This is a genomic window from Sporosarcina sp. USHLN248, from assembly GCF_037144575.1.
Classification (GTDB): Bacteria; Bacillota; Bacilli; order Bacillales_A; family Planococcaceae; genus Sporosarcina; species Sporosarcina contaminans.
The window spans coordinates 46,542-73,056 of the sequence record NZ_JBBCZC010000017.1 but is presented as its reverse complement, the minus strand read 5'-3'; the positions used below and the strand labels follow the sequence as shown (position 1 = coordinate 73,056).

Sequence of the window (26,515 nt, the reverse complement as noted above, 5' to 3'; positions counted from 1 at the left end):
TCCGCGAGCTACTTTCAGTATTGAATGAGAAAAATACAAGAACAGGTGGCGAAAAACGATTCGTTTTTCGCCACCTGTTCTATTTTAGGGACTTATTGGACAGCCCCTTTATCATTATTTTGCTGGAACGACTGAACCGTTCCACTCTTCCAAGATAAAGTCTTGAATCTCTTTTGATTTCAATACTTCTACGAGCGCTTTGACCGCTTCTTTGTCCTCGTCGCCTGCACGCACTGCGATGATGTTGACGTAAGGTGAATCTGTCGCTTCAAGTGCAATCGCATCTTCCAATGGGTTCAAGCCAGCGTCAATCGCATAGTTGGAGTTGATGAGCAATGCATCGCCCTCATTGTTTTTATACAATTGCGGCATCATTGCTGCTTCGTAATCAGGCTCGAACTTTAAGTTTTTTGGATTGTCGACAATGTCGCTTATTTCAGCTTTTACTTTTTCGACGCCATCCGCAAGCGTAATCAAACCGTTTTCTTCAAGCATTGCAAGCACGCGTCCGTGGTCAGCTACAGAGTTGCTAATTAGGATTGTCGCGCCATCCGGTAAATCATCCAAGGAATCGTATTTTTTCGAATAAATGCCGATCGGTTCAATATGGATGGCACCCGCATTTACAAAGTCGTATCCGAAATCAGCGATTTGCCCTTCGAAGTAAGGGATATGCTGGAAGTAATTTGCATCGATAATGCCAGATTCCAAATCTTTATTCGGTAAAATATAGTCTTGATAAGGCTCAATTTCCAACTTGTACCCTTTTTCCTCCATTAAAGGCGTTGCTTTTTCTAAAATAATGGAGTGAGGTGTATTGGACGCACCAACTTTAATCGTTTTTTGCTCTTCGTTGCCGCCACTTGCATTATCGCCTTTATCTTTCGTTCCGCATGCTGATAGCGCGAGGATAAGAGCAAGCAGAATGAATAGCGAACTGATTTTCTTCATAATAAGTACCCCCTACAATATTTATATAATAAACAGGCATATCCTGTTATTAACGTTTGTCCACTTTCTTCACAGATAGGTCTCCAATGAACTGGATTGCAAATACAATAATTAAAATAATGACAGTAGCAACAAGCATGACATCGCTCCGGCTTCTTTGGAAGCCTTCATAGTATGCCAAGTTCCCTAATCCGCCTGCTCCGATCACACCAGCCATCGCAGTATAACCGACTAACGCAATTGCCGTAACTGTAATGCCCGAAAGCAAAGCAGGCAATGATTCAGGCAATAACACCTTAAAAATGATCGTTTTTGTTTTCGCACCCATCGATCTCGCAGCTTCAATAACACCTTTATCAATTTCTTGCAATCCGATTAACACCATCCGAGCATAAAACGGAGCAGCACCGATTACGAGAGCAGGTAGAGCAGCTTCCGGCCCACGCATTGAACCGACGAGTAACGTAGTAAACGGGATCAGTAAAATTATGAGTATGATAAACGGAATTGAACGAAAAATATTAACAATGGCTCCCGTGAATATGTTGACAATCCGATTTTGCCAAAGTTGCCCTGGGCCCGATAAAAACAACAGAATGCCGAGTGCTAATCCGAAAATGAAAGTAAATAAAGTTGATACACCCGTCATATATAATGTTTCGACGGTCGCCTTCCACATTTTTTCCCAATCAATATTAACAAATAAAGATTCATTCATTGCCTATCACCTCTGTTTTTACACCTTGTTCATGAAGATAGGCAATTGCCTCATCCATTTCCGCTTTCTCCCCTACAAGCTGGAGCAATAGCGTTCCGTAAGCTCCGCCTTTCGTTTGCGAAATATTTCCTTGCACAATATTCACTTCAACATCGTATTTACGAATCAAGTTAGCCAACACTGGCTGTTCTGTTCGCTCTCCGATAAAGAATAGCTTGATGATTGTGCCTTCGGAATAGTCCTTTTTCAAATTGCCAAGTGCCTCATTTGTCCCAGCAGGCTCCGTCACTTGCGAAACAAATCGTTTCGTAACAGGCGCTTGCGGTGACTGGAAAACATCTAATACTTGTCCGATTTCTACTACTTTTCCTGCTTCCATTACAGCTACCCGATGACAAATTTTCCGAATTACGTGCATCTCGTGTGTAATGAGGACAATTGTCAATCCTAACCGTTCATTGATGCTCGTCAATAATTCTAAAATCGAATCCGTTGTTTCTGGATCGAGAGCTGACGTTGCTTCATCGCATAGAAGAACTTCAGGATCGTTCGCCAATGCGCGTGCAATTCCTACCCGTTGCTTTTGCCCGCCCGATAATTGTGATGGATACGCATTTTCCCTTCCGGCCAAGCCGACTAAATCGATTAGCTCGGAAACCTTTCTGTCACGCTCCGCCTTTTTCACACCTGCTATTTCCAGTGGAAAGGCGATGTTTTCCTTTACGGTTCTTGACCAGAGCAAGTTGAAATGCTGGAAGACCATACTAATTTTCTGACGGGCTTTACGCAGCTCTTGACCTTTCATTGCAGTAATTTCCCGCTTTCCAATCTTGATGCTCCCCGAAGTCGGCATATCAAGTCCATTCAACAAGCGGATCAATGTACTCTTTCCTGCTCCGCTATAGCCGATAATCCCGAAAATTTCACCTTCCGTTATCGTAAAGGACACGCCGTCCACAGCAGCTATGCCGTTTTCTTTGGAACCGAACCTTTTTTCCACTTTAGATAATTGAATCATTTTCCCACCTCATATTTCTGATCATCCGAACGTGCAAACGCCAGCACTTTCCTTCATTTATAATTAACATAAATGAAACCTTTTTATCTTATAAAGTAAAACTCCCATAAATGAGGTTTTTCTTCAAAAATAAAAAACCTTCCTGCAGACAAGCAGAAAGGTTCAATATGTTATAGTACTATAAACATTTGTCCAATCTCTCATCTTCCAAAGCAAAAGCTTTGCGTGACTTGGCACCATTTCACATTCATGACGGTTGCCGGGCTTCATAGGGCACTTCCCTCCACCTCTCTTTATAAGAGTGACGTATTGAATTGTTAAATACATTTATATCATAATTACAGTTTAGAAGTCAACTTAACTTTTCAAGAAGATACGGGATTGATTGAAATGCGTAGATTTTATGGGTGATTTTACCGTTCTTTTGGATTAGCAGGCAAGGGACGCTTTCTATTTGGTAATCGACCGCCAAATCTTGCACGTAATTCATGTCGGCTTTCCCAATCGGCAAATCAGGCTTCATGACAGAAATGACCTCCAACATTTTGGAAGCTACCGCACATGTGCCGCATAATGGCGTATATAAATAATAGACCGATAAAGGTTTTTCCTTACTGTTTTCCCATTGTTCTCTCGTCCAATTTTCGATTCCCAACTTAACCACCCTCAATATAAAAGAAATTCGGGATGCACTTTGAAATCTGCTCTTAACAAAATTTCTGCTATTTTGCGCAAAGGGGTTTTCTCCACCTGTCCATAAAGGCGCTCCGTATAGAGATGGATCGCTTCGGGATATTCTCGGATGAATAACTGTCTAAGCTTATCGCCGGAGTCATCTGCATCCATGAAAACATAGAGATCATATCCTTCAAATGGATATAAAAGCTCTTCCATGCGATACGAGCTGACCGTTCCATTCGTGCAAATGATGGCAACTTGCTCTGACAACACCTTCTGGATTCTCTTTTTGTCGGATAAACCTTCAACAATTAAGAGCTTTTCTGCCTTCATGACATGCTCCCTCCCGAAGAAAAACGAAAAGCCCCAGTTTTCACCGGCGCTTTCACGTATGATTATTCACCAACAGTCATTTTGTCATACTCTTCAGCAGACATTAGCGCATCCAATTCTGACTCATCTGTTGCTTCAACGACGATCATCCATGCACCTTCATATGGAGATTCATTAACCAATTCAGGGCTATCTTCCAACTCTTCGTTCACTTCAATGACTTTACCGCTAATTGGAGCATAAAGTTCAGAAACAGTTTTTACAGATTCAACACTGCCAAAAGGCTCATCCACTTTCACTTCATCACCGACTTGAGGTAGTTCAACGAAAACGATATCCCCCAATTCAGATTGAGCAAAATGTGTAATACCAATTCGATATTTACCGCTTTCATCTTTTACCCATTCGTGTTCTGCAGAAAAACGCAAATTTTTAGGTGTGCTCATCCCATAACCCCTCCATCACTCTACATTTATTGATTCTATTTAATTCTGACATAATTCCATCTTAAAGACAAGGGAGTTATTCACTTCCCCCATACTTCCTCGAACTGCTCTTCTTTAAAGCCTACCGTCACTTTTTCACCATCTGTAAGAAGCGGTCTTTTCAGTAGCATGCCGTCTGAAGAAAGCAGTTTTATCTTCTCTTCGTCCGTCATTGCAGGCAACTTGTCCTTCAAGTTCAGCTCACGGTATTTCATGCCGCTCACATTGAAAAATTTCTTGAGCTCCAAATTGGAGGCTTTTATGATTTTTTCAAGTTCAGCTGCTGTTGGCGGATTTTGTGTAATATCGATTTCCTTGAATTCGATGCCTTTGTCTTCAAGCCATTTTTTAGCTTTTCTGCACGTGCCGCATTTATTGTAGCCATAGTACGTCAATGCCATACTTCTCAACACCTCCATTTAGCCCCATTATAACAGAAAAGCCACCCAGGTATACAAGCATACCCGAGCGGCATATGTGGCAATTCAATTACGATGTTTTTACGTACAGTTCATGAGTAAGACCCATGCAATCAAAACTACATAACGAAATGGTAGACTTCAACAGCTCGATATTAAAGGATATATTTTTCCGCTTCAATCAATTTTGCAGCTGCTTCACGTTTCTTCGCAATGATATTGTAAGGATTCGAACGAGTTAGCTTGCGCAGTGCTGACAACATCATGCGCTGATTGTCTCCTTCCACTGAAGCAAGCAATGTTTCTTTTGCATCCTTTTCGATTGCTTCGAATGCTTCCTGACAGAAGATTTCAGTATATAAGATCTTTTGTTGTTCTTTATCAGCGCCATTTTTCGCCACTGCTTTTTCCGTACGCAATAGTGCAGATTCCATTGCGAAAATATTGTTCGCGATATCCGCGATATTCACAAGCACTTCTTGCTCTTGTTCAAGCTTCGTTCCGAAGCGTTGCGCAGCCATTCCAGCTGCCAACAAACCGATTTTCTTCGCGTTTTTCACTAACACTTTCTCTTGTGCCAAAGGCTCGTCGCCAATTTCTTCTGGCATCATCATAAGCAATTCTTCTTGCAAGCCTTGTGCTTTTTCAAGCAATGGCAGTTCGCCTTTCATCGCTTTTTTCAAGAATGTGCCAGGCACGATCAACCGGTTAATTTCATTTGTACCTTCAAAAATTCTATTTATGCGTGAATCGCGGTAAATACGCTCTACTTCATACTCTTGCATAAAGCCGTATCCGCCATGCAGTTGAACAGCCTCATCAACAATGTAGTCAAGCACTTCAGATCCAACAACTTTGTTAATGGAGCATTCGATTGCATACTCCGCAATCGAAGCTGCAACAGCTTTACCGTCTTTTTGCTCTTCAGGCGTCATTTGGCTATTGCGCTCTTCAAAATAACCGACTGTACGGTAAATTAAACTTTCAGTTGCGTACAATTTCGATGCCATTGTCGCAAGCTTTTCTTTCGTTAAATTAAATGAAGAAATTGGCGTTTTGAACTGCTGGCGCTGATTTGCATACGTGATCGCTAATTCAAGAGCACGTTTTGAGCCTCCGATTGTGCCTACGCCTAATTTATAGCGCCCGATATTAAGAATGTTAAACGCAATTACATGTCCTCGACCGATTTCTCCTAATAGGTTTTCAACAGGCACTTCGGCATCTTCAAGAATCAATGTACGTGTAGAAGAGGATTTAATACCCATTTTCTTCTCTTCCGCGCCGACAGATACGCCAGGGAAATCTTTTTCAACGATGAACGCAGAGAATTTATCGCCGTCAATTTTTGCGTAGACAACGAATACATCTGCAAAACCAGCGTTTGTAATCCACTGTTTTTCACCATTCAAAATGTAATGCGTTCCTGCCTCATTTAATTTTGCAGTCGTTTTCGCGCCTAAAGCATCCGATCCGGAACCTGGCTCAGTCAATGCGTAGGCAGAAATTTTTTCACCCGTTACGGAGTTTGGAAGGTACTTCTTCTTTTGCTCTTCATTTCCGAAAAGAACGATCGGCAATGTACCGATTCCAACGTGTGCACCATGCGTAATGGAAAACCCGCCAGCTACTGACATCTTCTCTGCGATTAGTGCAGATGAAATTTTGTCAAGGCCCAAGCCATCGTATTCTTCAGGAACATCCGCGCCAAGCAGACCTAATTCTCCTGCAGTTTTCAATAGTCTTACAGAGTGTTCAAATTCATGGTTTTCCAAGTTTTCAATAACGGGAGCAACTTCATTTTTTACATAGTCCTCTGTCGTTTTTGCAATCATTTTATGCTCATCTGTAAAATCCTCTGGCGTAAAGACACGTTCAGGTTCAATGTCTTCAATTAAAAATGCTCCACCACGAATTAAGTCAGTCGTTTTTGTTTCAGCCATTTGAAATTCCTCCTTAATATTTTATGAGAGGCAGCCACTTACACTTATTTAATTTAGCGTACATAAATGTAATGACTGGCACCCAAGATCGTTGATTATTGTTCAAGTAAATGCGTTTTGCAGGAATGGTTTTAGATAAAGATGTGCTGCTCTTGTATTTATGTGCACTCTACACATTGCTTTTGTTCGATGTGACAGGCAGGGCTTTTATGTGCTCCTAACGCTGCGCTTTTACTCGCAAAGCCCGTTCTGCGTGACGGGCTTCGCTTTTGTTTCCATCCAGACTCCGGGCGGCAACCCCTCGGTCACTTCAGGATTGGATTTAGGGCAAAGAGCGCCCTAAGTCCAATCCTTCCAGTGCCTGTCGGGGTTGAGCAGCCGCCCTACGCTTTAGTCACATCCAGACTCCGGACGGCAGCTCCTCGGGTCGTTTCAGATAGGAAGCTAAGGCAAAAAGCGCCTTAGTTTCCTATCTTCCGACATACAGGACGTATTAGTGCCGACGTTGCCGCAGGACGCGGCGCTCTTAGTCGGCCAACGCCTGTCGGAGCTAAACGCCCCTCTCCGCTTTTGTTATCATCCAGACTCCGAGGGGCAGCTCCTCGGGTCGTTTCAGATAGGAAGCTAAGGCAAAAAGCGCCTTAGTTTCCTATCTTCCGACATACAGGACGTATTAGTGCCGACTTTGCCGCAGGACGCGGCGCTCTTAGTCGGCCAACGCCTGTCGGAGCTAAACGCCCCTCTCCGCTTTTGTTATCATCCAGACTCCGGCGACCAGCTCCTCGGGTCACTTCAGAAAAGAGTCTAAGGCAAAAAGCGCCTTAGGCTCTTTTCTTCCAGTGCCTGTCGGAGCTAACCGGTCGCCTCCGCTTTTGTTATACCATTTCAAATACTCCGGCTGCTCCCATTCCGCCACCGATGCACATTGTGACGACGCCGAATTGTTTGCCTTGGCGTTTTAGTTCGTTCATTAATTTCAATGTCAGGACAGATCCGGTTGCGCCTAGTGGGTGGCCAAGGGCGATTGCGCCGCCGTTGACGTTTACTTTATCCATATCCAAGCCTAAATGGCGGACGACTTGCAATGATTGGGAAGCGAATGCTTCGTTCAATTCCCAAAGGTCAATATCGTCAATGGAAAGCCCCGCTAATTTAAGTGCTTTCGGAACTGCTTCAATCGGTCCGATTCCCATTACTTCAGGGGGCACTCCGCCTACCGCAAAGGAACGGAATTTGGCGATTGGCTTCAAGCCTTTTCCTTCAGCCACTTCGCGATCCATTACTAGCACGGATGCTGCACCGTCTGAAGTTTGCGAAGCGTTCCCTGCTGTAACAGAGCCTTTTACTGAAAATGCTGGACGCAGCTTCGCCAACACTTCCATTGTTGTTCCGTGACGGACACCTTCATCCATTTCGAACATAAAAGTCTTTTCTTGATATTTGCCGCTGTCGTCGACGAATCGCTTAACAACTTCAACCGGCACGATTTCATCTTTAAATTTCCCCTCTGCAATCGCTGCCGCCGCTCGTTCATGCGATCTTACAGCAAATGCGTCTTGGTCTTCACGGCTCACGTCATACTTCATCGCAACTTGTTCAGCAGTATGCCCCATGCCCATATAATATTGTGGTGCTGTTTCCGCCAATTTGAAGTTTGGACGGATCGTATTGCCCATCATCGGCACCATGCTCATCGATTCAACGCCGCCAGCGATAATCGCTTCAGAATGACCTAACATAATGCGTTCTGCTGCATAGGCAATCGATTGCAATCCAGATGAACAGAAACGGTTCACTGTAATTGCAGGCGTCGTATCTGGCAATCCTGCCAAAGCGCCGATATTGCGTGCAATATTCATCCCTTGCTCAGCTTCAGGCATTGCACAGCCCATAATTAAATCATCTATCGGTCCATCATAACCATTTGCCCTCTTTAAAGTTTCCTTGATAACCAAGGCTCCCATATCATCGGGACGGACAGTCGCAAGTGAACCTCTGCCCGCTTTTCCGACCGGCGTTCTTGCACCGGCTACAATTACTGCTTCACGCATTCGACTTCCTCCTTTTTACTTTGACGCTAATCAGTTGCGCAACGGTTTCCCTTTGAGCAACATATGCTGCATGCGCTGTTGTGATTTCGGTTCAGCTACGAGGCTCAAGAACGCTTCACGCTCAAGGTCCAACATGTATTGCTCATCGACTAAAGTTCCATATGGCACTTTGCCACCAGATAATACATACGCTAATTTCTTCGCGATTTTCAAATCATGGTCGCTAATGTAACCAGACAAGTACATGCCTTCAGCACCTAAGAGCATCGTTGCATAGCCGGAATCTCCAGTCACCGGAATCTTCTCTTTCTTCGGAGGTGTATATCCACCTTCATACAATGCCAATGCCGCCTGTTTCGCATCATAAATTAAGTGATCCGGATTTACGCTAATGCCATCTGCAAAATCAAGGAAGTTGTTTTCACGCGCTTCTTCAGCAGATGTCGATACTTTTGCCATTGCAATTGTTTCAAATACTTTGTTCGCGACGTATTGATAGTCTACTTGAACACCGTTCGGTAACCCTTTCAAATGCTTTGAATAGAGGTTGACGTTTCCACCGCCGCCAGGGATTAGGCCAACTCCTGCTTCAACAAGACCTATATATGTTTCCATGGATGCTTGGATATGCGCTGCTGGCAAGCAAACTTCCGCTCCACCGCCCAACGCCATTTGGAATGGTGCAGCAACGACCGGTTTACGGCTATACTTGATTTTCATCATAGCGTTTTGGAATGAGCGGACGATGAAATCAAGCTCGAAAATATTATCGTCTTGGGCCTCCATTAAAATCATGCCAAGGTTTGCCCCTACGCAGAAGTTCTTGCCTTGGTTACCAATGACAAGACCTTTGTAATTTTTCTCAACTTCGTCAATTGCAAAGTTGATCATTTGAATGACATCAGGACCAATCGCATTTGACTGTGAATGGAATTCCAACAATGCGATGCCATCTCCAAGATCGATCAAACTTGCACCCGAATTCTTTTTAATGACGCCATGTTTCTTTTTGTAGCGCTTCAAATCAATCGCTTTTTCGTTCACTGGTACTGGTCGATACCCTTCCCCATCGTAGTAGAGAAGATCCCCATCTTCCTCTCTATAAAACGATTCGATGCCCTTTGATAGCATCGTTTCTACGAATGCAGGAATTTGTGAGCCTTCCTCTTTCATCTTCTCGACGGATTTCGCAACGCCAATCGCATCCCAAATTTCGAATGGACCTTGCTGCCAGCCAAAGCCCCATTTCATCGCATTGTCAATCGCAACGATGTCATCGGCAATTTCACCAGTCAATTGGGCAGAATAGCGTAATGTCGGCGAAAGAACATTCCATAATATTTCGCCTGTACGGTCGTTCGCGTATACGAGCGATTTCACTTTGTTTGCAAGCCCTTTTTGTTGCTTCGCCATTTCAATTGAAGGCGTTTTCAATTTCTTCGTCGGTACGTATTCAAACGTCTCAAGATCCAATTCAAGAATTTCTCTATCTTTCTTTAAATAGAAACCTTGTTTTGTTTTTGCACCTAACCAGCCATTGTCAATCATTTTCTTCATGAAAGGCGGCAATTCAAATACTTTCTGCTCTTCGCCCTCTGTTTTATCAAAAGCATTTTTCGCGACATGCATGAATGTATCCAGACCGACGACATCTAATGTTCGGAATGTTGCAGATTTCGGGCGGCCAATCAATGTACCTGTAACCGAATCGACTTCTCCGATTGAATAGCCTCGCTTCTCCATTTCTCGCAACGTAATAAGCAAGCCGTACGTTCCGATCCGGTTCGCAATAAAGTTCGGAGTGTCTTTCGCAATGACAACGCCTTTTCCTAATTTGTCCTCTCCAAACTGCAACATGAAATCAAGCACTGCCGGATCTGTTTTCTTGTTTGGAATGACTTCCAATAATTTCAGGTAGCGTGGCGGATTGAAGAAATGCGTGCCAAGGAAATGCTTTTGGAAGTCTTCCGATCGCCCTTCCGCCATCGCCTCAATGCTAATCCCAGATGTATTCGATGTAACAATCGTTTGCGGACTTCTTACCGCATCTATTTTTTCGTACAGCCCTTTTTTCACATCTAAGTTTTCAACCACTACTTCGATGATCCAATCAACGTCTTTCAATCTATCTACATCATCCTCTAAGTTGCCAATTTCAATGAGTGATAGATTTTTCTTCGTCGCCAAAGGTGCAGGTTTTTGTTTCAATAATTTTTCCAGTGCAGTAGCAGCGAACTTATTGCGGATTTTCGTATCCTCTAACGTTAGTCCTTTCGCTTCTTCCTCTTCTGTCAATTTGTTCGGAACAATATCCAGCAACAATACCGGAATACCGATATTCGCCAAATGAGCCGCGATCCCTGAGCCCATGACACCAGAGCCGATTACTGCTGCTTTTTTAATTTGATATGTCACGTTAGCGAGCCTCCCTTTCTTCTTTTGAATGAATGCTCATTCATTTCATAAGTAAAAAAAATAGAAACGCAATCTATAGTCATAGTTTAGACCATTTATCCCCTTTTCGCAATATTTAATTCTATATTTATTCGAAAAATTATTGTTATCAGCCTTTTGTCGATATCGTGGGCATTTCATTTCCTCGTACGATGAAAAGATTGTAAACTGAACAGTGAAGGAGATGATATAGGATGAAATCAATTACTACTGCAGAGCAATTCAATGAAATTATTAACAAAGACGACAAAGCACTCATTAAGTTCCAAGCCGGCTGGTGTCCTGATTGCAAACGGATGGACATGTTCATTGATCCTATCGTCGAAAAATATAATACGTTCACATGGTACGACGTTGATCGCGACGTGTTGCCTGAAATCGCTGAAAAATATGAAGTGATGGGTATTCCAAGCTTGCTTGTTTTCCAAAACGGGGAAAAGAAAGCTCATTTGCATAGCGCAAATGCAAAAACGCCAGATCAAGTAGAAGATTTTCTTGAAGAAGTGAAATAATTGCTAGCAGCGGCATGACAAACTTTGCCGTTGCTTTTTTTATTCATTATAATAGATTTAACGAATTTATTATATTGAGGTGGTCCTATGGATTACGAAAAAGAGATTGAAAGGTTAAAAGGAAGGATTGCTTGTTTAGAACAAACAATACGAGAAACATCCGTTCCGATCATTTCTTCTATTGTCAATCATACGATTTTAGTTCCAATTGTCGGATATAGCGGAGGTGAGCGTTTTGAATTGATCCGGACAAAAGTGCATGAATACATAAGTAAACATCCCGATGTCAATTGTGCAATATTTGATTTTTCAGGCGCAGATTTGGATGAAAAGGATCATGCGGAATTTGATCAAATGGCAATCGAGTTAGGACTACTGAACAACACATTGAAGCTGATGGATATCCGTCCCATCTTAGTAGGCTTCAACCCGCAAATCGTCCGTAAAATAGTACTCGCTGGCATCCATATGGATTTTGAAACATACGGAACGTTCCGCGCCGCCTTGAAAGTGTTGTTAAAGGAAGAAGGCCGTTCACTTAAAAAGTAGATAGGGGCAAACATGATGAAAACAATAAAAGGATTCATTGGCAAATCGCAATTCGATGAAGATATTGAAGCCAAGTTCCGTGCTTCTGCATGTGGGCCTGTCACTGCCTTTGTCATCCTTCGCCATTTATCAGAAGCCGAGCCTCACCTTTCCATTAACAAACTATATCGCAGCTTAGGCGGAACCAAAATTGGCTTAAGCAAATATCGAATGATCCGCAATTTAAGAAAGCTATTAGGGGCGGGCTGGAACATAGAATCTTGCGGAATTGAAGATGTCCTGTTGGAAATAGATGAAGGAAGACCAGTTGCCGCCAAATTCGATAAATGGTTCACGTTTCATTGGTTAGGAAAATTTACTTTTGATTATCACTGGGTGCCGATCGTCGGCTATGAGAAACACGGAAATGATCTCATTCTACTTATACATGATAATGGCGGCCGCAATCGGACAAGCCAATTGCGTAAAGTATCTTATGAGCAGAACAAGAAAATCCTTTCTTTCGTAAAAATGAAGAAAACCGCTGCTTTTTAAATTTCAAGCAGCGGTTTTCTGATCGACCGTTTTCTTCTATTGCATTGGTGCTAAAAGTTCTTTCTCGACTAATAAAGAAAAATCACCAATAGCCGGCAAGACCCTGAAAACGTAGTACGGAGTCGTAAATAATCTTCTAATATAAGAGTCTTTGGTGTTTTTCATTTCGTACATTACTTTGTATTTCAATGCTGTGGCGATAGGAATAAGGAGTCCATTTGCCTAATGATCATGCGATAGCCTTCTTGCTCTAATTTTTCTCTTAATGACTCACCGAAAATCGGCACTGCCAATTCTTCGATTGGATCTCCGAATGACAGCTCACAATGGATTTGGGCTAATTCCCTCGATAGCATAAGCATTTCCATATCGGTTTCAATCTTTTTGCGCATGCCGGGCGTCAGCTCATCCAGTGCATTTACGACACCATCAACCGTTCCATACTCTTTAATCAATTTCAAAGCTGTTTTCGGACCGATTCCTTTAACGCCAGGATAGCCATCGCTCGGATCGCCTGTAAAAGCCTTTGTATCGACAAAACGGATCGGTTCGATTTCATATTCCTCCACGAAGCGCTCTTCGGTATAAATGTCGTAAACTGTATAACCTTTTTTCATAAGTGCGATGCGGACGCCTGGTCGCAATAGCTGCAATAAATCTTTATCGCCTGTGACGACAGTAATATCGGCACGCCCTTCCCATTCACAAATAAACGATCCGATCAAATCATCGGCTTCCATGCCTTCCACTCCGTAATTTTTCCAACCGACCCATTCCGAAACTTCCCTCGCCATATCGAATTGCGGCACAAGCTCCGGAGCCGGTTCTGGGCGATTTGCTTTATAGCCGTCGTATAAATCATTTCTGAAAGTATGGGCGCCCATATCCCAACAAACTGCCATATGTGTCGGTTTGAAAATTGAAACGGCTGTCATAGCATGACGCACGAAACCTTGTACACCATTCGTCGGAACTCCTTTATCGTTCGGAAAATAATGGCCCATCGCTGAAGTGGCAAAAAATGATCTGAATAATAGCGCCATGCCATCTACTAGTAAAATATGAGGCTTTTGTTCGCCCGTCATTGCTTTCATCTCCTAAAATAGTATAGTTTGCTTTTCCATTTTTGTTGAAATAGGTAAAGTTCGTGAAAGAGGGATAAGTACTAAACTGCCCAAAAGATCAGTATATTAGCCTACAATTTATCAAGCATCACAAAAATGCAAGTCTGCTAAAAAAGCGGATTGTCGCGATGCTTCTATTGTTAGTTGTCGGATCCGGAACACTCATAGAGCCAACGCTCATAGTCCACGACACAAAAATGCCATATTGAAAATAACCATTCGAGGTTGGCAGTGCGTCTGTCTATACAAGTTTTATATAACACTCTAATGATAGCATGCTTCATGCATTGATTGAACAAATTGGACGCATCGATGCAATTGATTATTATCAAAACTACTTTCAGATGATAACCAACTGCCGCCAATCAAAGGGGGAGAGGAATTGTTACAGATGAATATTATTAAACGTGGAAAGCTGCAGCTATGATTTAAGAAATACGAACATTAAATAAGCGGGTCCTAAAAACCTCATTAGGACCCGATCCTCTTCGATCGCTCTAAACCGAAACTTCTAAAGAAACCTATGGATTATAATAGTAATTTCATGCCTTCATGGCTCGCGACAAAGCCTAAGCGATCATAAAAGCGATGGGCATCCTGACGTTTTTTGTCAGTTGTTAATTGAACCATTCCACATTTTTCAGATTTTGCAATCGCGATTGCTTCTTGAAACAACGCTTCTCCTACCTTTTTTCCACGGTAATTTTGAGCAACACGAACTCCTTCAATTTGCGCTCGTTTCATGCCTTGTCTGGCTAATCCGGGAATCATTGTGAGCTGCAGGCAGCCAATCACAGAATCACCGTCAATAGCTAAGATGATTTGATTTCCGGTTTGTGCCTCAATTGCTTCAAACGCCTCATAATACGATTGTGGCAATGGAGTTTCGTTACGCTCGCGTTGAGAACCTAATTCATCATCGGCAAGAAGATTTACGATTGCTGGTACGTCATTAATCGTAGCTTTTCGAAAGTTCACTACAACTTCACCCCTCTGTGTATAGATAAGTAAACTGTTTTGAAATAAGAACACCGTTTTCTGATTATAGTGACCCAATTCTATAATTATCACCTGAAAGGCAGAGTCGCTAACCCGGCCTTTTAATCATATGCACAAAAACTGTTCGATTTTCTGAATATCCGCTGCGAAAATTCGATCTTGATCGATCGGCGATACGATATCCCTTAACGCTTCAAGCTTTTCTCTTGTACGTGGGGCCATGTTTTCAACATTTCGATACATGCATGCTGTCATTGCGCATAATGCTTCAATGGCAAGGACGTTACGGACATTTTTAATAATTTGATAAGCATGCCTTGAACCGATCGTGCCCATCGACACATGATCTTCCTGATTGCCCGAAGATGGAATGGAGTCAACAGATGCTGGATGCGCCAATGTTTTATTTTCCGAAACGAGGCTTGCAGCGGAATATTGCAAAATCATCGCGCCCGACTGTAATCCGGGCTCTGAGCTGAGAAATGGCGGTAAGCCTTCGTTTAATTGCGGATTGACAAGCCGCTCAATGCGTCGTTCGGATATATTCGCAAGCTCAGCCATACCGATTTTCAGGAAATCCATTGCAAAGGCAATTGGCTGGCCATGGAAATTTCCTCCTGAAACAACGATCTCCCCATCATCAAAAATGAGCGGATTATCCGTTGCGGCATTCATTTCAATTTCCAATTTCTCTTTTACATACGATAGAACTTGAAAAGTTGCGCCATGGACTTGAGGGATGCACCGAATGGAATATGCGTCTTGCACACGCAGTTCGCCTTGTTTTGTCGTTAAACCGCTCCCCTTCAGCCATTCCAACATCCTTTCCGCAACACTGATCTGTTCAGCATAGCCGCGCGCTTCATGGATAGCGGGATGAAAAGCATCTGTTATACCCTTTAGCGATTCCATCGTCATCGCAGCAATCCATTCACTGTCATATGCCAACTTTTCTGCTTCTAAATAATTGACGACGCCTTGAGCAGTCATCGCTTGTGTTCCGTTAATTAACGCAAGCCCTTCCTTCGCTTCAAGAACGATCGGACTTAGTCCATGTTCTCTCCAAACATCTTTAGCAGAAATTGGCTTGCCATCTTTCCAAACGAATCCTTCCCCTACTAAAACGAGCGCCAAATGGGAGAGCGGTGCAAGATCACCTGATGCGCCAAGAGAGCCTTGTTGAGGAATGACAGGATGAATTTTGTGATTCACCATATACGCAAAGCGCTCCAGCACGTCAGCCCTAATGCCCGAAAAGCCTTTCATTAACGCGTTGAGCCTGAGGACGACCATCGCTCTAGAAACGACTTCAGGAAAAGGCTCTCCTACTCCACAAGCATGCGAACGGATCAAATGTAGTTGCAAAGCTTTCGTATCCTTTTCATCGATTTTCACATCACTGAATTTGCCGAAGCCCGTATTAATGCCATAAACAGTTCGATCATTTTGAACGATATTCTCGACTGCTTCACGGCTCTTCTTCACCCGTGCCAACGCATCGCTATTCAAGGTGATCTTGTCATCATTATATAAAATCTCTTCCATTTGCTTTAACGTCAATGAATCCCCAGTTAGTTCAACCATTTCAAACACCCTTTCGCCAAATTAATTTCGTTCCCTTATTCCTATCGTACACGAAAATAAATTAATTTTGTTGACTTTTGCGAAAGTTTGTTCTATGGTAATGTGCTGTTGTTTTAGTGTATTGATGCAATAAAAAATCCATGGTGATTGCCATGGATTTTTTACTATTTGATTTTCACACGGACATCTCCTTTTATATACGTTGGATAGGCATGTAGAGGGAACTCCAAAGGATTCGCAAAGTCCTCATTCGGTAATTCGACTCCGATTGTAACTTTTTTATCATTTACCCTTGAAAAAGAACCCGATTTTGAACGAAGCTCTTTCCCTTCGGCGTCATAAAATGTGGAAAATGGATCATGGTAGTAATCCTTTCCACCTTGTAATTCGACTTCCATAAAAGAAGACCCATGCATCTTTACATTGCTGAATCGTTTATCCTTTGGCTGCTGTAGAATATCTTCAGTTTCGGTATGAATAACGATAAATGCTTCGTCTTTCTCTAAAGCCATTAGCTTGTTAAATTCCAAATACAGTTCATCACTGCTTTGAAAATAATTGCTTTGTAAATAATAGATTACTTTATATGGATCTTCTACATACCTCGCGGAAATGCCGTTTTTGATGGACGTCCATTCTTCTCCATTTTCATCTACAATTCGTAGATCTTCAAAACCAAATATTTTTTTCGTATTTTCAGGAGCGTACTCAACTTCTACTGCTGTTTTAATTGGACCGACTGTGATGCTGTTGATCTTAATTGCTTGCCCTTCCACGATGGTCGTTTCATTGATCTTCATTTGTTCTTTCTTCACAGGCTGCAGTTGCACTTGGAATGGCAAGCGAACAGTTTCTGTAATTTTGGATCTGTCCGTGTCGTTTGCAAACTGAACTTCCAGCATCAATTGCTCCATTGGCAATGGTTCGTTAAATTCGATTTCCACTATGCTTGTTAGATCTGCTCCATCTTCATCGTGATAGCTACTGGATGAGTTCTTTACATTGACAGCATCTTTTCCATCAACATCCAATATCCGATAATCGGAAACAAAATCTATTTGTTCATTTGTTTTGTATTTTATTTCAATAAATGCAACAAGGCTCGATTCATCAGTAATGATCCCTTTCAATGTCACTTCCACATTTTCTGTCGAATCGGTTGAGTCGATTACTTGGAAATGATCATTTTCAATCGCCATTTGCAGTCCTTTATTGTCCTGAATCATTTCAACAATCCGCTCCATACCTGGAAATGAAGCAATTGCATTTGCGAACGCAGGCGATACGCGTATTAAGGCTGCAAAAGCGAGAATCAGAATTGCAGCTGAAACTGTAGAGAAAACGCTGCGCTTAACAACCCGCCATTTCTTTCTTCTATTCGTTTTTGCATGTTCAAACCCGTTCTGAATAGCAGCTTCCAACCGTTCTTCGGGTAGGGCTGCCTTCTCAATTTCCGCTTTCCATTTCTTCAGTTTTCTTTCCTCTTCCATCAAGTTCTTTCTCCTCCTTTCCTTCAAAAAACGTCCGCAATGATTTAACCGCCTTATATAGCCTCGTTTTCACAGTTCCTTCCGGTGTTGACGTCATATCTGCTATATCTTTTATTTTAATATCATGCAAATATTTCAAATGAATCAATTGCCGTTCCTTCTCAGACAGTCGGCTAAGCGCCTCTTCGATTTCAAGATATGTAAAATCATCGCTTATTCCTTCTAATTTACCTGCATTTGCATCAAGCACATAACGTTTCTTCTTATTTAGTACATCACGGCAATGGTTCATCATAATTCGGATAAGCCATGTTTTTGCATATTCTGGCATTCGCAACGTTTTTATTTTGTCATAGGACCGCATCGTTACTTCTTGTACGGCATCCAATGCATCTTCTTCATTTTTCAAATAGGATAGTGCCGTTCGGTAAAGAGCTTCCTTATGCTCGGAAAGCAATCGCAAAAACGCTTCATCATCTCCTTTGATCGCCTTTTTCGCAAGTTCTATGTCCGTCAATTCCCCACCTCCAATTGGTCCCTCTATCTATTAGACTCGCCGGCACAAAAAAAGTTTTTATACCCCAAGAGTCCAACCCATTTACGTTATTGTCACATAGGATATGGAGAATGCGAAAGGGGAGGAAAAATGTCGAGTATGTTTGCAAACAATCAAGATGAAGAAGAGTTTTGGTATCCAAAATTGCCAGAAGGTTATGAAGGAGAGGAAAAAACAATGGTAAACTACGGAATGAATGAATGGATGCCGGGCGCTATGCCTAATTACGGAATGGAAGGTTATGGTCAAGAAATGATGTACGCTGGTATGAACTCGACCTATGATATGCCGTACTCGCCGACATCTCAGGCCGTTCTTCCTTTTGATCCTAACTTCCCATCTGGCCAAGGTGGATCGTTTGGATTTCCCGGAGGTTCGGGATTCCCAGGAGGACCAGGTTTCCCAGGGGGATCAGGATTTCCAGGGGGACCGGGTTTTCCTGGTGGGCCAGGATTTTTTCCGGGTCAGGGAGGTCCTAACTTCCCGCCAGGCCAAGGGTTTCCACCTATAGGTTCTCCACAAGTACCGGGCAGCCCGGGCGGATTTCCGGGTCAGGGAGTACAACAAGCTCCAACAGCGCCGCCACCAAATTTCACACCGGAATACCCTGCATTCCAAACCTTCGCTGTCGATCCAGGGGCCATCCGTGGATGCCTGTTCCGATACACTTTTGTATGGACATCTAGACATAGCGGATTCTGGTTCTTCCCAGTTTTCGTTGGTCGCACCTCAGTAGCAGGCTACCGCTGGAGACCAAGTCGAAGAAGATGGGAATATTTCGGTATAGATTTGAATCGAATTGATCAGTTCACTTGTTTTTAATGAAAAAATGTCTTTCACTGCCGGCAAATATTCGTCATTTGCCGGCGGTCATTTTATTTTGGGAGGCTGGACGTGTTATGATAAAGAATTGAACAGATGCGCATGCTATCATTAGCTTCCGCTATATGAGGAGTGAAACTATGGATAATAAGGAAAGACAGCTATTTAACTTCTATTACAATAAGTTTGCTGAAAGACGATTTGATGAAAAAGACGTTTTTGGCTTTTTATCATTCGCAAGAAAATATACGGAAAATAATAGAGTCATGAAGGAACTTGGAAATTTTATCGTCCATAGAGAAAATACAACGGGGCAAGTTCAAGCATTTTTTGAGGATTGTAAACAAATAATCGACAATCTTAATCAAAGAGGCAATCGAAAGATTTATCATTTATTTTCCTTTAAGGAAATTCGGAATGACTTTAACGCATTGCTTTCCGAGATAGGTTTTGAAAAACTGTCTCCCGAAGTTATGAATGATTTCGTTTTATGTATCATTTCATTGCTGCAAGATGTAAAATTAATGTTTGGAAATAAAGAGATGGGCCATTTAAGTTTTGCAGCATCAAGCAAAGAATTATTTTTAATGGGCAATATGAAAGCCTATCATAATGGGCGCTACATACCAGTGACATTTCCGGTTTTATCGGTAAAAAATATGTACGAGACCATCAAGCCTCAAGATCATAACGATACCCCTTATCTATTTGATCATGCAATCGTAGAAATAATGAACATCGATGGCCGTCTCGTCATTACTTTCCCTACGTTATCATGAACTGCATCTAAAGAATGGAGGCACTCTACATGAAATATGATCTATTTTTATTTGACTTAGACGATACGTTAATGGATTTTAGCGAGAGTGAAAAAAATGCATTTTCACTTTCCTTTAGCTCCATTGGTTATCCAAATGGCTTAAGTGATTTTCGAGAGAGCTATCGAGCGATTAGCGATGTGCTATGGGACGATTTAGAGCACGGCCGCATCACATTGGGAGAGTTGAAAACGGAACGATTTAAACGTTTGTTTGAGATGCATAGCCTTGAGGATGACGCGGAAGCATTCGGCCAAACATATCTTGATCATTTAGGCAAGGAGATCCATGTAATTGATGGCGTCGAGGAAATGCTGAGTAGTCTTTCGGATTTCAGATTAGCGATTGTCACGAATGGCTTCAAAGACGTTCAATATTCAAGAATTAGCGGTTCAGCACTGAATAACACATTTGAGGCAATCATTACATCAGAAGAAGCAGGTGTTCAAAAGCCTTCCGCAGAAATTTTTGAGTACGTATTCAAGCAATTACAAGTGACGGACAAGTCCCGCGTCCTCATGATCGGCGACTCGTTATCCTCCGATATTTTAGGCGGCAACAACTTCGGCATTGATACGTGTTGGTACAACCCAAAACGGAAAGAAAATAAGAGCGCTGCGAAACCGACATACGAGATTCATGATTGGAAGGAATTTAGCTTTGGGAAACTCGAGGCTTGAGCAAATAAATAGCAGAACATACAAAATCCCTATTTGTACATTGGCATGGACAAATAGGGATTTTGTATGAGCAAACGAAACATTGACGCATAGCGATGTACCACTCTCAGCGTATAAATAACAATACTGTCTAATAGAATGTATAAACACAATAAAAAGGTGGATCATTGGTGTTGACATTCAGTAGACAACAACTAATCGGAATACTATTTTCTCTATTAATGTTCATAGGTTTTCTTTCCTACGAATATACAATTTATAGACATGCCTACCAAGCAATGATCTTGTCCATTTTTATATTGGGAGTAATCATCATAATTCTTGGAACAACGGAATCAAACATTCCGTTTTATCTTAAAGCCTTGAGGAACAATAATATAATTTTCGTTTTATCAAGCTCCATGCTTCTATCCACACTTCTTTCATCACTTACAGTTGGTTTGGTAACCTATCACAGTCTATTTAGCGTCTTATTGATCATTTTCACCTTTTATATATTTTTTTTATTGTTACCAACTCTGTTAAATAATCTTGATCAAAAGGCGAGAAAGCTAAGCTCACTGATCACTTTTTTTTCGGCAATCGGCATTATCATAGGAATGAAAGGAAACTTTTTAGGCTATAGTCCAACGCATTATCCAAGAGTATCATCCATTTTCTTTGATCCCAACTATTTTGGAACTCTATGTGCGATCGGTTTTATTTTGTGTATGAGCAACAAGGGTATATACAGGCTCTTCGCTTTTATTAACCTTTTAGCATTATATTTCTCCGGTTCTAGGGCGGCAATGATTAGTTTATTCATCGTTGTATTTGTATTTTATTTCCATAAAAAGAAATGGAACAAAAAAACACTACTCTCCTTTGTTGCACTATGCATAGCCGGCTATCTTTCCCTAACCTTTCTTTTAAACACAGGATATTTTAGATTTTATAATGGACTCAGTTCCCGAGACTATCTTTGGGAGCTTTCATTTAATATCATAAAAGAACAACCGATTTGGGGGTATGGTCATGGATCTGTTGCAGGAGTATTACAGAACATAGGTGCTTCTATTAGCAGCTCCCATAATGCGTATTTAGATTTTATAATCACTTACGGTTACCCGACATTCTTCCTGTACAGCTTCGTCATAATAAAAGCTTTTTATATTGGAGCTAAAAATAATATTCCACAATATGTACTGAAAAGTGCATTTCTACTTTGCATTTCCGCGAATTCCATTTCAATCAATTTAGGTGGTTTAGGCATAACTTCTTTATTATTTACTTTGTTTTTAGGTATTTGCAATGCTTCGAACTACAAATCGTTTTCTGAATAGAAGCTTACGAAGGGAGTATTATATGAAGAAAATGCTGTTCATTAGAAATGAAAAAGCGTTTCTGCCCGAAATAGAAGCTTATATCCGATATTTTAATAAAACAAAAGAGTTCATCGCCTATGATTCATCAAAGTTAAACGGAGATTTTGACCAGAATGAATATGATATACTATGGGAATTTAAAGGGGTTGGCGGATTAAAAGCAACAGACCAAATCCTTATACATGAGTATGCTTCCTTATCAACGGGAACATTTCCAGTTTTAAAAAATACAATTAAGACACTCAAAAACCGTAAGCCAAACTTACGGGTCTTTTTAAACGCCAATGTTAAATCAGGTTTCAATTTTAAAGATACGATCCCGTACTGCTATCGAGATATGGGGATTGACCGTATCTTTCTACAGAATGAAATGCAAAATAAAGAATTCGATTTTGTTTATATCGGTTCCATTTCAAAATGCAGGGAAATTGATCAGCTATTACATGCCTTCACTACTAAAATGAAAGGCAAGCTATTATTAATTGGCCCTGCGGATGATGATCTCTACACTGCTTATAAGGATAATAAAGACATTACATTCACTGGAAAGGTACGATATAACGAGGTTCCGCAAATTGCCAGTACAGCTGAATATGGCGTTAATTTCATTCCGGATCGGTATCCGTTTAATATACAAACTTCCACCAAGCTTCTTGAATATTTGGCTTTAGGATTAAAAGTAATTACGACGGATTATGAGTGGGTCAGGCAGTTTGAACAAAAAAATAACTGTTCTTTTTTCAAACTTAATATTAATCATTTTGATCATAGCCAATTAGAAAAACATGAGTTCATTTCCAATCTGAATCGTGAATATTACTTGTGGGACAACGTGATTGACCGTTCGAATATATTACAAAAAATAATAGAATTGGGTAAGCCATGAACTTGAAACAAAGAACCCATCGTCATTAATTCTGATGATGGGTTCAGACTATATAAATAAGCTATCAAGTGTTGATTTTCCCTTGATTTAGATTCATCTACGTTAAATACCTGATTATAAAATTCCCTTCGTCCATTTCACTTTTACATTACATGCTTTTAATAGAACACTTCCATACAAGGATTGTGCTTCATACCCGGAATAGACTGGCACAACCTCTCACCCGAACCCCATTTTGAATCGGCGGATGTTTTCATCATCGGTTAGGCCACCCATATCATATACTTTGCATCCCAACTCTTTGAATAAAAGCATACTTTTCCAAATAAGGTATCGATTCGAGATGCTTAATTTTTTTTTGGAAGCTGGTCATCTTTTAGTCGAAAATGTGAGGCAGAGTATACTCAAATTGAACAAAACAAACCTTCGTCCAAATATAAAAAACCACCTTTTTACTATCGGTTTCTTTACTACGTCTTGCGATTTCTTGAAATCACTAAAACTCCTTTTTGCATACTGCATAAAAAATAATGGTCATAGTAATACATCAATCATGTAATAATTTGGACAACAGTTCGATTAATACGAAAATGATTGCAGCAGTCGGGCTAGAGATTAAATAGTGAGGAGAGGTAGTTTGAATACAATTTACGACGTAGCCTTTATCGGTGTATTACTTTTTCTATTGCTTGTGTATATACTCATTGACTTTATGCAAAACGGAAAGAGGAATTTTGTAAGAAGAAGAGTGTATGTAACATAAGCCGAATTAGTAACCTTAATTTGATTATTAAGTACACTATATCCACTCAATGAGATAAAACTTTGCCCTGAGTTGCTCATGTTTTCGGGATAACGCTTTTAACAGCGGTCATTAGTATAGGTGGCACGTATTTGTATATGAATGAAAATGAAAATGTAACGAGGAATAGTAGTTCTGAAAATGAACGACAGAGTAGTGAAACAACGGATGAAAAAAGCGATAAAAAGGAATTTGTATCAACGGTTGATACGAGACTTGGTTGGGAAGATGTTATACATTCTAACTGGATTGATGAATGGGAAAGTGGCGTAAAACCGCTTTCTGAAAGTTTAATACAAGAAGTTATCCAAGAAATGACCCACCAAAAGATTATTGCGGATGAAAAAGAACAATCGATTATGATAACGCCTGTACGAATCGACACTTTGAAGCAAGTGGTGGAAGAAAATAAAGGGAAGTATGAACACGCTGATGACTATTTAGATGTGTTAAATCGTTGGGGGAACGGTGATTTCTCAATGGTTGATTATGACCATAATTTGGTGATGTATCTTCAACACTCAAAACATCCGGATGGCCTCGCAAAAGGGATTGCATCCATGGAGCAAGAAATCCATTATATATTCCAAGTCTTTTCAAAAGAGGTCGATGACGTATTAGGTAGTGATGAAAAAAATAAGTGTTTTTATGCATGGATGGAACAGGCAGCGATCTGCGATCGAGAGAGCCTTTGTATCTTTGTAGTTTGTGATTATCCAGAAGAATTGGAAGCCTTACCTCTCTTAGGTTTGTATTAAAAAATTTGAAGAGTGAATCTTTTTTTGGGTCAAAAACGTATAATTATCAAAAGGATTAAGGAGGGTTTTAAAATGAAAAAGTTATTTTTAATCTTCACTATGGCTATACTTCTTTTCGGTTGTTCTAATAAAGGCAAAGACACGGATATCTCCAAGGAAGTTAATCCTGATCAAACAGTCGATTATTCTACAAATAACTCTGGAACATTAGAAGAAAGAATTAACTCCATTATGGAGGAACAGGGTCATCCTAATTCCGAAGATATTTTTCATTACGAGATAAAGGGTGACTATATTTTTGTTTTGACTAAAAATATTCGTAAGCCAGTCGAAATAACCATACTAAAGGATGACTCCAACGAATTAAAATGGGTTTTCACTTATGAAACTGGGGAGGCAACACTTATTAGTCCCACAGAGAAGGATGGACCTTATATCATGGCTATCCAACCGAAAGACAAGAATGTAAAAGATGTAAAAGCATTTGGAAAACCAACAAAACAAATAAAAATAACTAAGGATTATAGTGGCGTTCTTACAGAAGAGGTTAATTGTTGGATTTTTATCGCTGATGACATCGGAAAATCCCCTGCGGATTATGAAGATACAGAAGATATCGAGTATATCAAGTAAATTAAATAGCATTTAGTAAACGCAAAACGGAGCCAATATAGGCTCCGTTTGTTGTTAGATCAGAAAACGATACCCCTCCATGCGAACGTCAGTTGTATACTTAAGACTGGATTCAGGCACTCGATACGTAAGAGCCCCTCCCATACCTCCAGAGGGTTGTAAGTTCCCTGCAACCCACCAACCAATTTGCGATGGTGGATTATATTGTGGCTGTCCAGAGCAAATGAATTTCTCACCACATTCACATACCGAATGGTAACTTAAGCCGTACTTGTTGGTAAGATTTACTGTTCCATCTGAATTCCATATAATTGCTTTTGCTCCTGGCCTCATTTGATGCAATCCAAATATTGGACATGGTTGTACTCCCATCCAAATCACTCCTTTTTTTTCTTACAATATATAAAGGGGAGAGAAGGATAGAAAAAACAACCGATTTTAATATTTAAGTTGTTTTTATTTGTACTTTTATCCCTTTAATTAATAGGCATACAAATAAAAAAGAAGAATGATATTAAGAATGGACCTTGGATAGCTTACTAATCTAAATGCCTTGTTATTTTTTAGAAAATTGGTATAATGTAATGTATGATAAACAAAACGCTAATCAGTTTATTTTTGACGGCATATCACTGACGTATTTTTTTAAAAAAAGAAACCGAACATACGGTCTTAAAACCATTATGAAAGGGGTTCTTATTATGATCTTAGAAAGTGACACATTGATAGAGGATTTCTTACATAGAGAGGAAAACATAAAGGTTTTGGAAGATTATATGAATAACCCGAACAAAAGAAATAAAGAGGTTTTGGACAAACAGTTTAAAAAACATTTCTATATAATTCGTTGTATTAGTTACTTCATTAAGATGATTCACTTTGAAAGTAGACATTTTGATAAAAAACAAAGAAGAAGAAATGAAATATATAAACTAACTTTAGACAAAGAAAATGATAATGGTGTGCATTATATTGATTTGGTAGTTGATTTCAAAGGAATTGAGTGCATCACAAAAAACTTAGAGGAAATTAGTGAAGATCCTATCCTACATGCTTCAATAAATAACTTAACTGAAAAGCAAAAAAGAATTCTTTATTATATTTTTGTTGAAGAGATGAAGGATATTGAGGTTGCAAGTGTTCTAGGCATTAGCCAACAAGCTGTAACAAAGGCAAAGCGTAGGGCTTTAACAAAGATTAGAAAGGGATTGTCACATGGTGCTGGAGCAATTAGTTAGTTTTATTAGTAACTTAGGATTCCCTATCGCCGTTACAGTATATCTTCTTGCAAGATTTGAAAAAAGATAGATACATTAAAAACTGCCATAAATAAACTAACTAAAGTCTTAGCTTC

At 40.6% G+C, this 26,515-nt stretch carries 29 protein-coding genes and 1 riboswitch; of the genes, 13 read left to right on the top strand and 16 right to left on the bottom strand.

The annotated features are described in order from the left end of the window. Nucleotides 1-114: 114 nt before the first annotated feature. The 10 genes from WFH04_RS08960 to WFH04_RS08915 all read right to left on the bottom strand — a co-directional run bounded on the left by WFH04_RS08960 (nucleotide 115) and on the right by WFH04_RS08915 (nucleotide 11,011). Entirely contained in the window at nucleotides 115-951 is an 837-nt protein-coding gene (locus tag WFH04_RS08960; protein ID WP_336823709.1) for a MetQ/NlpA family ABC transporter substrate-binding protein, read from the bottom strand. Nucleotides 952-1,000: 49 nt separating this feature from the next. Next, a complete protein-coding gene (locus WFH04_RS08955; RefSeq protein ID WP_336823708.1) occupies nucleotides 1,001-1,669 on the bottom strand; it encodes a methionine ABC transporter permease in 669 nt (222 codons plus the stop codon). Beyond that, entirely contained in the window at nucleotides 1,662-2,687 is a 1,026-nt protein-coding gene (locus WFH04_RS08950; RefSeq protein ID WP_336823707.1) for a methionine ABC transporter ATP-binding protein, read from the bottom strand. Before WFH04_RS08950 ends, WFH04_RS08955 begins: the two co-directional genes overlap by 8 nt. A gap of 197 nt (nucleotides 2,688-2,884) precedes the next feature. Beyond that, a riboswitch (SAM riboswitch) is annotated at nucleotides 2,885-2,989 on the bottom strand. A gap of 50 nt (nucleotides 2,990-3,039) precedes the next feature. Further along, nucleotides 3,040-3,336, bottom strand: coding sequence for a thioredoxin family protein (locus tag WFH04_RS08945; RefSeq protein ID WP_336823712.1), 297 nt, complete (start codon nucleotides 3,334-3,336; stop codon nucleotides 3,040-3,042). 17 nt (nucleotides 3,337-3,353) lie between these two features. Next, nucleotides 3,354-3,698: a toprim domain-containing protein gene (locus WFH04_RS08940; protein WP_336823706.1), complete on the bottom strand. Its 345-nt coding sequence runs from the start codon at nucleotides 3,696-3,698 to the stop codon at nucleotides 3,354-3,356. Between the two features lie 62 nt (nucleotides 3,699-3,760). Beyond that, a complete protein-coding gene (gene gcvH / locus WFH04_RS08935; protein ID WP_336823705.1) occupies nucleotides 3,761-4,144 on the bottom strand; it encodes a glycine cleavage system protein GcvH in 384 nt (127 codons plus the stop codon). An 80-nt stretch (nucleotides 4,145-4,224) separates the two neighbouring features. Continuing rightward, nucleotides 4,225-4,584 carry an arsenate reductase family protein gene (locus WFH04_RS08930; RefSeq protein WP_336823704.1) on the bottom strand — a complete coding sequence of 120 codons (360 nt, stop codon included), beginning with the start codon at nucleotides 4,582-4,584 and terminating at the stop codon, nucleotides 4,225-4,227. A 173-nt stretch (nucleotides 4,585-4,757) separates the two neighbouring features. After that, nucleotides 4,758-6,545 (bottom strand): acyl-CoA dehydrogenase family protein, encoded by a 1,788-nt coding sequence (locus WFH04_RS08925; protein WP_336823703.1) that lies wholly within the window; start codon nucleotides 6,543-6,545, stop codon nucleotides 4,758-4,760. An 875-nt stretch (nucleotides 6,546-7,420) separates the two neighbouring features. Then, nucleotides 7,421-8,596: an acetyl-CoA C-acetyltransferase gene (locus WFH04_RS08920; RefSeq protein ID WP_336823702.1), complete on the bottom strand. Its 1,176-nt coding sequence runs from the start codon at nucleotides 8,594-8,596 to the stop codon at nucleotides 7,421-7,423. 30 nt (nucleotides 8,597-8,626) lie between these two features. Further along, on the bottom strand, nucleotides 8,627-11,011 hold the full coding sequence (locus tag WFH04_RS08915) for a 3-hydroxyacyl-CoA dehydrogenase/enoyl-CoA hydratase family protein (RefSeq protein WP_336823701.1): 2,385 nt from the start codon (nucleotides 11,009-11,011) through the stop codon (nucleotides 8,627-8,629). Between the two features lie 233 nt (nucleotides 11,012-11,244). Between WFH04_RS08915 and WFH04_RS08910 the strand changes: the two genes are divergently transcribed. From WFH04_RS08910 to WFH04_RS08900, 3 genes are all read left to right on the top strand, one after another. Next, nucleotides 11,245-11,562: a thioredoxin family protein gene (locus WFH04_RS08910; RefSeq protein WP_336823700.1), complete on the top strand. Its 318-nt coding sequence runs from the start codon at nucleotides 11,245-11,247 to the stop codon at nucleotides 11,560-11,562. 87 nt (nucleotides 11,563-11,649) lie between these two features. After that, nucleotides 11,650-12,111: an STAS domain-containing protein gene (locus WFH04_RS08905; protein WP_336823699.1), complete on the top strand. Its 462-nt coding sequence runs from the start codon at nucleotides 11,650-11,652 to the stop codon at nucleotides 12,109-12,111. A 15-nt stretch (nucleotides 12,112-12,126) separates the two neighbouring features. Next, complete coding sequence (locus WFH04_RS08900; RefSeq protein WP_336823698.1) at nucleotides 12,127-12,645, top strand: C39 family peptidase; 519 nt, start codon at nucleotides 12,127-12,129, stop codon at nucleotides 12,643-12,645. Nucleotides 12,646-12,830: 185 nt separating this feature from the next. Here WFH04_RS08900 and WFH04_RS08895 read toward each other — a convergent pair whose 3' ends face one another. From WFH04_RS08895 to WFH04_RS08875, 5 genes are all read right to left on the bottom strand, one after another. Beyond that, entirely contained in the window at nucleotides 12,831-13,730 is a 900-nt protein-coding gene (locus WFH04_RS08895; RefSeq protein ID WP_336823697.1) for a 5'-3' exonuclease, read from the bottom strand. A 567-nt stretch (nucleotides 13,731-14,297) separates the two neighbouring features. Continuing rightward, a complete protein-coding gene (locus WFH04_RS08890) occupies nucleotides 14,298-14,747 on the bottom strand; it encodes a GNAT family N-acetyltransferase (protein ID WP_336823696.1) in 450 nt (149 codons plus the stop codon). A 126-nt stretch (nucleotides 14,748-14,873) separates the two neighbouring features. After that, nucleotides 14,874-16,352 (bottom strand): histidine ammonia-lyase, encoded by a 1,479-nt coding sequence (hutH, locus tag WFH04_RS08885; protein WP_336823695.1) that lies wholly within the window; start codon nucleotides 16,350-16,352, stop codon nucleotides 14,874-14,876. Nucleotides 16,353-16,516: 164 nt separating this feature from the next. Then, a complete protein-coding gene (locus tag WFH04_RS08880; protein ID WP_336823711.1) occupies nucleotides 16,517-17,842 on the bottom strand; it encodes a DUF4179 domain-containing protein in 1,326 nt (441 codons plus the stop codon). Beyond that, nucleotides 17,799-18,359, bottom strand: coding sequence for a sigma-70 family RNA polymerase sigma factor (locus WFH04_RS08875; protein WP_336823694.1), 561 nt, complete (start codon nucleotides 18,357-18,359; stop codon nucleotides 17,799-17,801). Before WFH04_RS08875 ends, WFH04_RS08880 begins: the two co-directional genes overlap by 44 nt. A 129-nt stretch (nucleotides 18,360-18,488) precedes the next feature. Between WFH04_RS08875 and WFH04_RS08870 the strand changes: the two genes are divergently transcribed. From WFH04_RS08870 to WFH04_RS08840, 8 genes are all read left to right on the top strand, one after another. Then, a complete protein-coding gene (locus WFH04_RS08870; RefSeq protein ID WP_336823693.1) occupies nucleotides 18,489-19,220 on the top strand; it encodes a hypothetical protein in 732 nt (243 codons plus the stop codon). Nucleotides 19,221-19,360: 140 nt separating this feature from the next. Next, nucleotides 19,361-19,999 (top strand): hypothetical protein, encoded by a 639-nt coding sequence (locus tag WFH04_RS08865; RefSeq protein ID WP_336823692.1) that lies wholly within the window; start codon nucleotides 19,361-19,363, stop codon nucleotides 19,997-19,999. Nucleotides 20,000-20,028: 29 nt separating this feature from the next. After that, nucleotides 20,029-20,718: a YjjG family noncanonical pyrimidine nucleotidase gene (locus tag WFH04_RS08860; protein WP_336823691.1), complete on the top strand. Its 690-nt coding sequence runs from the start codon at nucleotides 20,029-20,031 to the stop codon at nucleotides 20,716-20,718. Between the two features lie 221 nt (nucleotides 20,719-20,939). Continuing rightward, nucleotides 20,940-22,040 (top strand): O-antigen ligase family protein, encoded by a 1,101-nt coding sequence (locus WFH04_RS18365; RefSeq protein WP_408020179.1) that lies wholly within the window; start codon nucleotides 20,940-20,942, stop codon nucleotides 22,038-22,040. A gap of 22 nt (nucleotides 22,041-22,062) precedes the next feature. Then, the gene (locus WFH04_RS08855) at nucleotides 22,063-22,968 is read left to right on the top strand and encodes a glycosyltransferase (protein ID WP_336823690.1); all 906 of its coding nucleotides are present in this window, start codon (nucleotides 22,063-22,065) and stop codon (nucleotides 22,966-22,968) included. Between the two features lie 637 nt (nucleotides 22,969-23,605). After that, entirely contained in the window at nucleotides 23,606-23,731 is a 126-nt protein-coding gene (locus WFH04_RS08850) for a hypothetical protein (protein WP_336823689.1), read from the top strand. A 137-nt stretch (nucleotides 23,732-23,868) separates the two neighbouring features. Then, entirely contained in the window at nucleotides 23,869-24,528 is a 660-nt protein-coding gene (locus WFH04_RS08845) for a DUF6241 domain-containing protein (RefSeq protein ID WP_336823688.1), read from the top strand. Nucleotides 24,529-24,600: 72 nt separating this feature from the next. Next, on the top strand, nucleotides 24,601-25,161 hold the full coding sequence (locus WFH04_RS08840) for a putative periplasmic lipoprotein (protein WP_336823687.1): 561 nt from the start codon (nucleotides 24,601-24,603) through the stop codon (nucleotides 25,159-25,161). Between the two features lie 54 nt (nucleotides 25,162-25,215). Here WFH04_RS08840 and WFH04_RS08835 read toward each other — a convergent pair whose 3' ends face one another. Next, nucleotides 25,216-25,533, bottom strand: coding sequence for a hypothetical protein (locus WFH04_RS08835; protein ID WP_336823686.1), 318 nt, complete (start codon nucleotides 25,531-25,533; stop codon nucleotides 25,216-25,218). Between the two features lie 329 nt (nucleotides 25,534-25,862). Between WFH04_RS08835 and WFH04_RS08830 the strand changes: the two genes are divergently transcribed. Both WFH04_RS08830 and WFH04_RS18360 read left to right on the top strand, forming a co-directional pair. Next, complete coding sequence (locus WFH04_RS08830) at nucleotides 25,863-26,399, top strand: sigma-70 family RNA polymerase sigma factor (protein WP_336823685.1); 537 nt, start codon at nucleotides 25,863-25,865, stop codon at nucleotides 26,397-26,399. Next, nucleotides 26,377-26,469 (top strand): YvrJ family protein, encoded by a 93-nt coding sequence (locus WFH04_RS18360; RefSeq protein ID WP_381480409.1) that lies wholly within the window; start codon nucleotides 26,377-26,379, stop codon nucleotides 26,467-26,469. The genes WFH04_RS08830 and WFH04_RS18360 overlap by 23 nt, the downstream gene beginning before the upstream one ends. Nucleotides 26,470-26,515: the final 46 nt, after the last annotated feature.

Excerpts from the sequence above, each read along its gene's own strand:
- WFH04_RS08960 (WP_336823709.1), bottom strand. The coding sequence starts at position 951 with ATGAAGAAAATCAGTTCGCTATTCATTCTGCTTGCTCTTATCCTCGCG.
- WFH04_RS08955 (WP_336823708.1), bottom strand. The coding sequence starts at position 1,669 with ATGAATGAATCTTTATTTGTTAATATTGATTGGGAAAAAATGTGGAAG.
- WFH04_RS08950 (WP_336823707.1), bottom strand. The coding sequence starts at position 2,687 with ATGATTCAATTATCTAAAGTGGAAAAAAGGTTCGGTTCCAAAGAAAAC.
- WFH04_RS08940 (WP_336823706.1), bottom strand. The coding sequence starts at position 3,698 with ATGAAGGCAGAAAAGCTCTTAATTGTTGAAGGTTTATCCGACAAAAAG.
- gcvH (WP_336823705.1), bottom strand. The coding sequence starts at position 4,144 with ATGAGCACACCTAAAAATTTGCGTTTTTCTGCAGAACACGAATGGGTA.
- WFH04_RS08930 (WP_336823704.1), bottom strand. The coding sequence starts at position 4,584 with ATGGCATTGACGTACTATGGCTACAATAAATGCGGCACGTGCAGAAAA.
- WFH04_RS08925 (WP_336823703.1), bottom strand. The coding sequence starts at position 6,545 with ATGGCTGAAACAAAAACGACTGACTTAATTCGTGGTGGAGCATTTTTA.
- WFH04_RS08920 (WP_336823702.1), bottom strand. The coding sequence starts at position 8,596 with ATGCGTGAAGCAGTAATTGTAGCCGGTGCAAGAACGCCGGTCGGAAAA.
- WFH04_RS08910 (WP_336823700.1), top strand. The coding sequence starts at position 11,245 with ATGAAATCAATTACTACTGCAGAGCAATTCAATGAAATTATTAACAAA.
- WFH04_RS08905 (WP_336823699.1), top strand. The coding sequence starts at position 11,650 with ATGGATTACGAAAAAGAGATTGAAAGGTTAAAAGGAAGGATTGCTTGT.
- WFH04_RS08900 (WP_336823698.1), top strand. The coding sequence starts at position 12,127 with ATGAAAACAATAAAAGGATTCATTGGCAAATCGCAATTCGATGAAGAT.
- WFH04_RS08895 (WP_336823697.1), bottom strand. The coding sequence starts at position 13,730 with ATGACGGGCGAACAAAAGCCTCATATTTTACTAGTAGATGGCATGGCG.
- hutH (WP_336823695.1), bottom strand. The coding sequence starts at position 16,352 with ATGGTTGAACTAACTGGGGATTCATTGACGTTAAAGCAAATGGAAGAG.
- WFH04_RS08880 (WP_336823711.1), bottom strand. The coding sequence starts at position 17,842 with ATGGAAGAGGAAAGAAAACTGAAGAAATGGAAAGCGGAAATTGAGAAG.
- WFH04_RS08870 (WP_336823693.1), top strand. The coding sequence starts at position 18,489 with ATGTCGAGTATGTTTGCAAACAATCAAGATGAAGAAGAGTTTTGGTAT.
- WFH04_RS08865 (WP_336823692.1), top strand. The coding sequence starts at position 19,361 with ATGGATAATAAGGAAAGACAGCTATTTAACTTCTATTACAATAAGTTT.
- WFH04_RS08860 (WP_336823691.1), top strand. The coding sequence starts at position 20,029 with ATGAAATATGATCTATTTTTATTTGACTTAGACGATACGTTAATGGAT.
- WFH04_RS18365 (WP_408020179.1), top strand. The coding sequence starts at position 20,940 with ATGTTCATAGGTTTTCTTTCCTACGAATATACAATTTATAGACATGCC.
- WFH04_RS08855 (WP_336823690.1), top strand. The coding sequence starts at position 22,063 with ATGAAGAAAATGCTGTTCATTAGAAATGAAAAAGCGTTTCTGCCCGAA.
- WFH04_RS08845 (WP_336823688.1), top strand. The coding sequence starts at position 23,869 with ATGAATGAAAATGAAAATGTAACGAGGAATAGTAGTTCTGAAAATGAA.
- WFH04_RS08840 (WP_336823687.1), top strand. The coding sequence starts at position 24,601 with ATGAAAAAGTTATTTTTAATCTTCACTATGGCTATACTTCTTTTCGGT.
- WFH04_RS08835 (WP_336823686.1), bottom strand. The coding sequence starts at position 25,533 with ATGGGAGTACAACCATGTCCAATATTTGGATTGCATCAAATGAGGCCA.
- WFH04_RS08830 (WP_336823685.1), top strand. The coding sequence starts at position 25,863 with ATGATCTTAGAAAGTGACACATTGATAGAGGATTTCTTACATAGAGAG.
- WFH04_RS18360 (WP_381480409.1), top strand. The coding sequence starts at position 26,377 with ATGGTGCTGGAGCAATTAGTTAGTTTTATTAGTAACTTAGGATTCCCT.